At 37.7% G+C, this 9,426-nt stretch carries 5 protein-coding genes; 2 read left to right on the plus strand and 3 right to left on the minus strand.

What is annotated here, in order from left to right; genetic code table 11:
• Positions 1-84: 84 nt before the first annotated feature.
• A complete protein-coding gene (gene hemF / locus NZ519_08805; GenBank protein ID MCS7028852.1) occupies positions 85-990 on the minus strand; it encodes an oxygen-dependent coproporphyrinogen oxidase in 906 nt (301 codons plus the stop codon).
• Between the two features lie 109 nt (positions 991-1,099).
• On the opposite strand from hemF, the gene priA reads away from it, so the two are divergent.
• A complete protein-coding gene (priA, locus tag NZ519_08810) occupies positions 1,100-3,589 on the plus strand; it encodes a primosomal protein N' (protein ID MCS7028853.1) in 2,490 nt (829 codons plus the stop codon).
• 12 nt (positions 3,590-3,601) lie between these two features.
• Here the strand turns inward: priA and NZ519_08815 are convergent, their stop codons facing one another.
• Both NZ519_08815 and NZ519_08820 read right to left on the minus strand, forming a co-directional pair.
• Entirely contained in the window at positions 3,602-4,378 is a 777-nt protein-coding gene (locus NZ519_08815) for an enoyl-CoA hydratase-related protein (protein ID MCS7028854.1), read from the minus strand.
• Positions 4,379-4,467: 89 nt separating this feature from the next.
• Positions 4,468-6,027, minus strand: coding sequence for a Do family serine endopeptidase (locus NZ519_08820; GenBank protein MCS7028855.1), 1,560 nt, complete (start codon positions 6,025-6,027; stop codon positions 4,468-4,470).
• A gap of 226 nt (positions 6,028-6,253) precedes the next feature.
• Between NZ519_08820 and NZ519_08825 the strand changes: the two genes are divergently transcribed.
• Entirely contained in the window at positions 6,254-9,235 is a 2,982-nt protein-coding gene (locus tag NZ519_08825; protein MCS7028856.1) for a DUF2723 domain-containing protein, read from the plus strand.
• Positions 9,236-9,426 lie beyond the last annotated feature (191 nt).

The raw sequence follows: 9,426 nt of genomic DNA on the forward strand, positions 1-9,426 counted from the left end.
AAGCGTGAGCGTAGCCCGAAGCACGCCGACCTTGCCCACACAAGCGCAAGCGAAGTGTGGGCAAGGGCACGCCCAAAAAAAAAGTTATACCTTAACTTGACTCAATCCAATCCAATCTTTAGGTTGAAGATACTCCAACGTGAAAGCTTCCTGACTGTTTGGTTCAGGTTGATAATTGTACAACCAACGAACTTCATACGGTAAACTCATCAAAATAGACTCTGACCTGCCTTGATGCTCTAAACCAAATAAAGTACCTCGGTCATAAATGAGATTGAACTCTACATAACGCCCTCTGCGCCACAACTGAAAATCTTTATGCTGCTGCGTAAACGGTGTATCCCTGCGCATAGCCATAATTTGAGTGTAAAAAGGTGCAAAGAAATTACCTACTGACTGCACAAATGCAAAAATGTCCCTTTTGGAATGTTTTTCATCCTCTACCATGTAGTCAAAAAATATCCCGCCAATACCACGCATCTCCCTACGATGAGGTAAATAAAAATACTCATCTGCCCACTGCTTGAACTTAGGATAATAGTCGGAGTCATGGCTATCACATACTGCCTTTAAGCCTGTATGAAAACGAATACCATCTTCTAAAATGACATACATGGGAGTAAGGTCAATTCCACCGCCAAACCAGTACTTGCCATTTTCCAACTCAAAATACCTTACATTCATGTGAATAGTAGGTACAAACGGATTAAAGCCATGTATAACAATAGAAATACCTGTGGCAAAATAGCCAACAGCGGGGACGTTCATGCGTTTAGCCATATTTTCAGTAAGCTTGCCCCAGGTAGCTGAAAAATTTACACCACCTTTTTCTATTACATTGCCGTGCATAAGCACGCGCGTACGCCCTCCACCCCCACTGTGATGTGTCCATATATCTTCGTGAAACCTACCTTTTTCATCTGCTGCTTCCAAAGCGCTGCATATTGCTTCTTGCAACTGTTCAAAATACTGCTGAATTTCTGTTCTCATACATACAAATATACATTTTCTATGGAGATAAATTTTGCGTAGCGCAAAAAAATTATGCTTAAACTTTGCTTTTGTGCAAAAAACTAATTTTATAATTATATTTGCAAATATGTACCACTTGGCTGAGGTTATTCTGCCCACACATTTGCAAGATAGTTTTACATATCTTATTCCCGAAGAGTGGAAAGAACATGTAGCCGTAGGCAAAAGGGTACTTGCTCCATTTGGTAAAAACAGAACTTTAACAGGACTTATATACAAAACTCGCTATACTGACGAAGCCCCTAAGTTCGCCGTTAAACCTATCAAGGAAGTATTAGATGAAGAAATCTTAATTGATGAGAAACAAATCAAGCTTTTTGAATTTATTGCTCAATACTATTGCTGCACATTAGGAGAGGTATTTCAAGCAGCTCTACCTGCAAATTTTAAGCTTAAATCTAAGCTCATGGTACAAGTTCATCCCTTTTTTGATGGAGATGTAGCAGGATTAGATGAAAAAGACCTAAAACTTTTGAACTACATTATTGAGAACGCCCCCGTAGAATATGCAGAAATTCCTAAAAAGGTAGATATCAAAAACGTACAAGGAAGAATAAAGTATCTTCGTGAGCGAGAAATTATTATAGTTTATACCATTATTGAGGAGAATTACAAGGCTAAAACCGTTCCAATGGTAGAAGTAGCCCCGAATATTGACCTGAATAAACAAGGTTTAGCAATTTTTGACAGTCTTAAAAATGCACCTAAACAAAGCGATTTATTTATGGTTATTGTGCAGCATCAGCTGCGAAAAATTCCACTTACTCAAAAACAAGCTTTAGAACTTTCTAAATCTAACCTTGCTGCACTGAAAAGTTTGGTAGATAAAGGATTGGTAGTAATTAAAGAAGTTAGGCAAGATAGAAATTTGCAGCAATTAGGCAAAGTAGAACTACCTAACTTTAACTTGAAGCCTTCTCAAATTAACGCGCTCTACGAAATTGACACTGAATTTGCTAAGCCCAATAGCCGACCTATTTTGCTGCATGGCGTTACGGGAAGTGGAAAAACTCAAGTGTATATTGAAACTATCAAAAAGTTTATTGCTATGGGCAAGCAGGTTCTATTCCTTTTGCCCGAAATTGCTCTAACTAAGCAAATTATACAGCGGCTAATGGCAAACTTTGGGGAATCACAAGTAGGAGTGTACCACTCTCGATTTTCGGACAATGAACGCATAGAAATATGGAATAAAGTTAAACAAGGGCAATTTAAACTTGTTATTGCTGTACGTTCAGGTATATTTTTGCCTTTTCAAAATTTAGGTTTGATTATCGTAGATGAAGAGCATGAAAGTACCTTTAAGCAGCAAGAACCTAATCCTCGCTATCATGCTAGAGATGTAGCGCATATTTTAGCTCAATTGCACGGAGCGAAGTTAATTTTTGGTTCGGCTACACCTTCTATGGAGAGTTATTACAATGCTATTCAAGAGCGATATAAAAAAGTAGATATGAATGTGAGAATATCCGAACACGGTATGCCCGAAATTATACTCGTAGATATGAAAAAAGAACGTAAAGAGCGTAATCTTGAAAAATATACACCTGAACAGCAAAAAGTAGCTAATTTTTATTCGGATACTTTACTAAACGCAATAGAAGAGTGCCTTCAACAAAAGCAACAAGTTATTTTATTTCAGAACCGCAGGGGCTACGCTCCTGTAATGGAATGTATAGCTTGTGGATACGTTAATATGTGTCAGTATTGTGATATTTCCCTCACAGTACACAAAAATGAACGCAAACTCAAATGCCATTACTGTGGCTATCAAGAATTTATCCCTTTACATTGTCCAAATTGTGATAGTACAGACTGGCGACAAATAGGTATAGGCACGGAACGTATAGAACAAGATATTCAAATTCTATTTCCTGAAGCTCGTATTGCTCGTATGGACTTAGATACTACTCGTGGCAAAAACAATTACATTAAAATTATTACAGACTTTGAACAACAAAAAACAGACATTTTAATTGGTACGCAAATGGTATCCAAAGGTTTAGATTTTGAAACTGTGGGAGTAGTAGGCGTTATTGATGCAGATCAAATGCTTCGCTATCCAGATTTTAGGGCATCTGAACGAGCTTTTCAAATGCTTACCCAAGTTAGTGGTAGAGCAGGGCGTGGAAATCAAACAGGAAAAGTTATTCTGCAAACTCTCAATCCTAAGCATCCTGTGCTTACTATGCTTATTCAGCATCAAAATAAGGAATTTTATGAAGCAGAATTAGAAAACCGAAAGAAATCTTTTTATCCGCCTTTTTCGCGCTTGATATTTTTAGAGCTTAGGCACAAAGACAAAGAAAAATTGATTAAACATGCCCAATACTTAGCTCAAATGCTCAAACCTACTTTTGGAGATTATTTACTTGGACCTGAATTTGCACTTATCCCCCGCGTCAAAAATGAATATCACATGAACATTCTTATAAAAATTGACCGACACAAGTCTGCTTCGGCTGCTAAGCAGGTTATTTTAAGCAGCATTAGGACTTTTTATGAACAGGAAGAGCATAAAAAAACTCGAATTGTTATCAACGTAGACCCTGCTTAGGGTTCAAATTGCTTATCTACCTTTGAAAACAGGTTTTCTCTTTTCGTTAAAAGCTTGTACGCCTTCTTTGTAATCTTCGGTATTACCTGCTATTTCTTGGCAATATACCTCATATTCTAACATGGTTTCTAAGTCAGAATGGAAGGATTTATTGAGCATACGTTTAATAAGAGCAATTGCCTTAGTGGGCGCGGCAGCATATCTATCTGTGTAGTACTTAACTGCATTGTCTAACTCTGCCATAGGTACTACTTTGTTAATCATGCCCCATTCATAAGCCTGTTTTGCAGTAACTCTTTCGGCTAAAGTCGCTAATTCAAAAGCTCTAGCACTGCCTACTAAACGTGGTAAAAAGTAAGAGGAACCTGAATCCAAAACTAATCCTACATTGATAAAAACTTCAATTAAACTTGCTTCTTCGGCAGCTACAATAATATCACAAGCTAATGCCATAGAACACCCTGCACCTGCGGCTACCCCATTTAAGCGGCATATAATTGGTTTGGGCATATTCCGCATACGGCGAATGATTGGATTGTACCGTTTTTGAAGCGACTCTGCAAGATTGCGGTTCTGCCCAGCTATAGCCTTCAAATCTTGCCCTGAACAAAAAGCTTTACCTGCGCCTGTAATTACAAGTACTCTTACATTTTCATCTTGCTCTGCTTTTTTAAGCGCATCTTGAAATTCGTAGCTAATTTCATCATTAAAAGCATTATAGACTTCAGGGCGGTTGAAAGTTATAGTACAAACGCCGTTTTGTATTTCGTATAACAAAGTATTGAACATATTGCAAAGGTATATTTTTTTACCAAATTCAAAAAAATAAAACAGTGAAGCTGTTTTAGGCTTCACTGTTGACAAACTTTCTAAAAAGCTTAATTGGCAGGGATAGCCCGATATATTTTCTTACCAAAAGGAGTAATAAGTGTCAATAACACTGCACCTGTCTTTTTCCTATTGAAGGCATCTACCAAATCCTCAACTGTTCTGACAGGTCTTTCATCTACCGAAATAATAATAAACCCGTTGCTAATACCCTCTTGGGCTAATTTACCTTGATTTTCTACGTTATAGACTTCTAATCCGTTTTCTATATCAAATCTAGCTTTAAGGTTATCGCTAATAGGTCTGAATGAGGCACCTAACTTGCTGCGAATAGAATTGACATCTAGTTTTTCTTCTTTGATTAAGCTAGTATTGCCATCTTTGTTACGCAGTACTACATCTATTGTCATTTCTTTTTCACCTCTTATAATTTTGAGTTTAACTTTATCACCAGGTCTTCTGCGCCCAACTTGCTCCTGAAGTTCAGCTGTGGAATTAACTTTCACATTGTCTATACTCACAATTACATCCCCTTCCATAACTCCTGCACTTTTTGCTGCTCCATTTTCAGCCAAGCTAATTACATATACGCCTTGGCTAACAGACAGTCCCTTTTCTTTGGCTAATTTTCCATCCACATCTTGGATATTTACTCCAAGTAATGCTCTTTGGACAGCACCATAGTTGATAATATCTTCTGCAACTTTGCGAGCTAAGTTTATAGGTACAGCAAAAGAATAACCTTGATATGCACCTGTGTTTGTAGCAATGGCTGTATTGATACCTACCAGCTCACTATTTAGATTTACCAAAGCACCACCTGAGTTACCAGGGTTTACTGCTGCATCAGTTTGGATAAACGCTTCAATAGGAAAACGGCTTTTGTCATCTCTATCTATAATGTTGATGTTTCTAGCTTTTGCAGATACAATTCCCGCTGTAACAGTAGAGGTAAGATTAAAAGGATTACCTACGGCAAGTACCCACTCACCTACTTGCAGTTTATCGGAATCACCATATTTAATGTAGGGCAAATTGCGAGCATCAATTTTTATCACAGCTATGTCAGTGTTAGGATCTGTACCTACAATTTCGCCATCAAATTCACGCTTGTCGTTAAGAATGACTTTAATTTCAGTAGCATCACCTACTACATGGTTGTTGGTAATAATATAGCCATTTTCGCTAATAATTACGCCTGAACCTGAACCCGATTGATAGTGAGGTTGGTTAGGAATCCCAAAAAAAGGATTGAAAAAATCATGAATAGAATTACGAGTAGTGGCACTTTTAGTTTTGATATGAACTACACAAGGCGTTGTGTTTTTTGAAGCTTCAATAAAAGCAGTTTGCTGTTGGTCAAGAATTTTCTTGTAATCTGCCCACTCAAAATTTTTTCGGTTTTGAGATTGGTAATACCGCTCTATATCTGCATACTTGGAAGCAAATATATGCTCTCTAAATACTGCGGCTACAATAGCTGCACCAATAAGTACTCCCAAAGCACTTGCAGCTACAATGGTTAAAAACTTGGATCTCCAAAGTGTATTTTTCATAATTCGTTTCTCCTCTCTAAACTTTTTACTATTTTGCCCTACTTTTAGTTGCAAAATAAACTCAACAAAATTACGAAATCCGTACCTGCAATACAAATGCCATTTCAACAACCCTTTTTTACATCTTAAAAAAACAACTTAAAGTGTTACATTTTGACAGTATGCAAGATGACATACACATAAATAAAGTCCGATCCGTGAAATAGGTAAGTAACTTCCTAGACGGCAAAAACAATTTTAGTTTTGATAAAATACTTTTTACTGTATTTTTGCGGTTCGCATGCAAGCTTTTCGTAAAATAAATAACATAGCGGGCTGGACAGTAGGGCTTATCTCCCTCATTGTGTATGTACTTACCTTAGAACCCTCCGCTAGTTTTTGGGATTGTGGGGAATTTATTGCTGTATCATACAAATTAGAAGTACCTCACCCACCTGGTGCACCCCTATTTCTACTGATAGGAAGAATCTTTTCATTTTTAGCTTTGAATAATCCTGAAAAAGTAGCTTTTTGGATAAATTTCTCTAGTGCTGTATCTTCAGCCCTAACTAACGTATTTTTATTTTGGACTATTACTTTGTTGGTACGTAAAATTGTAAAACCACAGCAACAAAATCAATACACTCTATCTCAAATCATTGTTATTATTGGGGCAGGTGCCGTAGGTGCATTAGCAAATGCCTTTTCTGATTCTTTTTGGTTCAGTGCAGTGGAAGCAGAAGTATATGCCATGAGCTCATTGGCTACAGCTATTGTATTTTGGATGATACTCAAATGGGAAGAAGCCGTTAGCCAACAAGATAAATATGCGGATAAGTGGATTTTAATGATTGCTTACACAATAGGTTTATCTATCGGAGTACATTTATTAAACCTACTTACCATTCCTGCTTTGGGAATGGTCTATTATTTCAAGCGGTACAAATTCTCTTGGAGCGGAGCAATTTTAGCTTTTGCTATCAGTATGGGAATTTTACTTTTTGTGCAGTATGCAATTATCCCAGGCATCCCTTCCCTAGCTCTAAAATTTGACATAGCTTTCGTCAATGGAATAGGCTTACCCTTTAATTCAGGAGCAATATTTTTAATGCTTTTAATTGCCGCAGGAATTATATTCGGATTGCGTTATGCACATCAAAAAAACTATCATTTGCTCAACTTAGGACTATTGAGTTTAGCCCTGATTTTAATAGGCTATTTATCTTACATGACTATTTTAATCCGCTCAAATGCTAACCCTAACATAGATGAAAATAACCCCGAAGATTTACCGCGTTTTATCTCTTATCTCAAAAGAGAGCAATACGGCGATAGACCTCTATTTAGAGGAGGTTCATATAATAGCCATGGAAATGGTGAAGAAGACTTAGCAGCAACTTATGAGGAAGGCGACTCTATTTACTTCGTGGATAAGAAAAATAATCGTTACACAGGTTTAGATGTAAAGCCCATAAAAAAATGGTTATATCCCGTAGCTTTTCCTCGCATGCATAGTGAGCAGCCGCAACATATTCAACTCTACAAACAATACAACTCTAATTTAAGTTTTTTCATTGACTACCAAATTATACACATGTACTGGCGATATTTTATGTGGAACTTCGCAGGGCGAGCCTCTGATGAACAAGACGCAAGGTGGGAAGATGGAATATTTAGGCGAGTGTCAGAACCTAACAATAAAGCCAGCAACCACTATTATCTCTTACCTTTTTTAGTTGGTTTAATCGGCTTATTTTACCACTATACAGTTAACAAAAAAGACACAGCAGTAATAGGTACTTTATTTTTCATGACAGGTATAGCAATAGTTATTTACCTCAACCAAACGCCCTACCAACCTCGTGAAAGGGATTACTCTTATGTGGGTTCTTTCTATGCATTTTGTATATGGATAGGAATAGGTGTAGTAGGTCTGTTTGAATGGCTAAAAGGTGTAACAAAACTTAAAGATACTCTCTTAGCGGGAATTACCGTAGCTGTATGTACGTTAGCAGTCCCTGTTTTGATGATTGCACAAAATTGGGATGACCACGACCGTAGTGGTAGGTACTTTTGCCCCGATTCAGCAAGAAATATCTTAGAAAGCTGTGATGAAAACGCAATACTAATAACTAATGGCGATAATGATACTTTTCCCCTTTGGTATTTACAAGAAGTAGAAGGCGTACGAACCGATGTCCGAGTAGTTAATTTGAGCTTGTTGCGCACAGATTGGTATGCATGGCAACTCAAACACCTCAAAAATGGAAAGTCTGAACCCTTGCCCATTACCATTCCTGACGAAGAGTACATCGGCGAAAAAATGGCTTACATGACTTACAGAACTACTACCCTAGAACTACCCGTAGACAAACAAAACATCCGAAAACAAGTGAGCAGCGACATTCCAGATACTCAAATCCCTGACGTATTCAAATGGACAGTAACTCCCCGAAATGAGAAAAATGGAGTAGGTCATTTAGTCAAAGATGATATCATGCTGCTCAATATCATAGAAAACAACGCTAAACAAGGTTGGAAAAGACCTATTTATGTATCCATGACTGTACCTATTGAAGGCTTGCTCACTTCTATGCAGCCCTATTTTCAAGTAGAAGGCATGTGCTATCGTTTTGTACCTATTCGCAATAATGATAATAGCGGTAGAGTGGATATTCAAAGAACTCAATCTATTTTGGACAAAAAATTCCGTTACAGGGGACTAAATAATCCCAAGCTCTATTTTGATGAACAAGCACAGCACATGGTTTCTAATTATCGTAATGTCTTTTACCGTTTAGCTAGTGCGTATATAGAAAAAGGCAATAAAAATGAAGCCAAAGCCGTACTAGAAAAGTCGCTTTCTCTCATGCCCTCAAATTGTGTGCCTATGGATGCTTTTGCTATGCTCTCTAACGCAGATATTTATGAAAAGTGCGATGATAAGCTCAAAGCAGAAAAGTTACGTAAAGAAGCAGAAGCCATTTGTAAAAGAGCATTGGATAAATACGAACCCGAAAGCAGCGAATACAAAAGGCATAAAAGTATTTTGGCTTACATGATAGGAACGTATGGACAAGCAGGAAATACAAATAAAGCCATTGAAATTGCAGAATATCTCTATCAAAAAACAGGCGACCCAGAGTATCAACAGTATGTACAGATGATAAAAGCTAATCCTAACTTTTTTAAGCCTGAACCTGAAAAGCCTGAAACTTTGATTAAGGATACTATCAAGGTCAATAGTGAAAAAGAAAAAAATAAATCGGATAGTAAAAAATAAGTTTTCAAGTTATTTTTTTGGGCGTGCCCTTGTGGGCGTTTCGCTCCGCTCATGCCCACAAGGTCGGCGTGCTACGGGCTACGCTTTCGCTTCGGTGCTTCGCTTCGCTACGCACCGTGCTAACGCACGCCCTCCGCATGCCTCACGCAAAAAAGCCCTGCAATCACTTGCAGGGCTTTTTTATCTCTTTA

Source organism: Bacteroidia bacterium, assembly GCA_025056095.1.
In the GTDB taxonomy this organism is placed as follows: Bacteria; Bacteroidota; Bacteroidia; order JANWVE01; family JANWVE01; genus JANWVE01.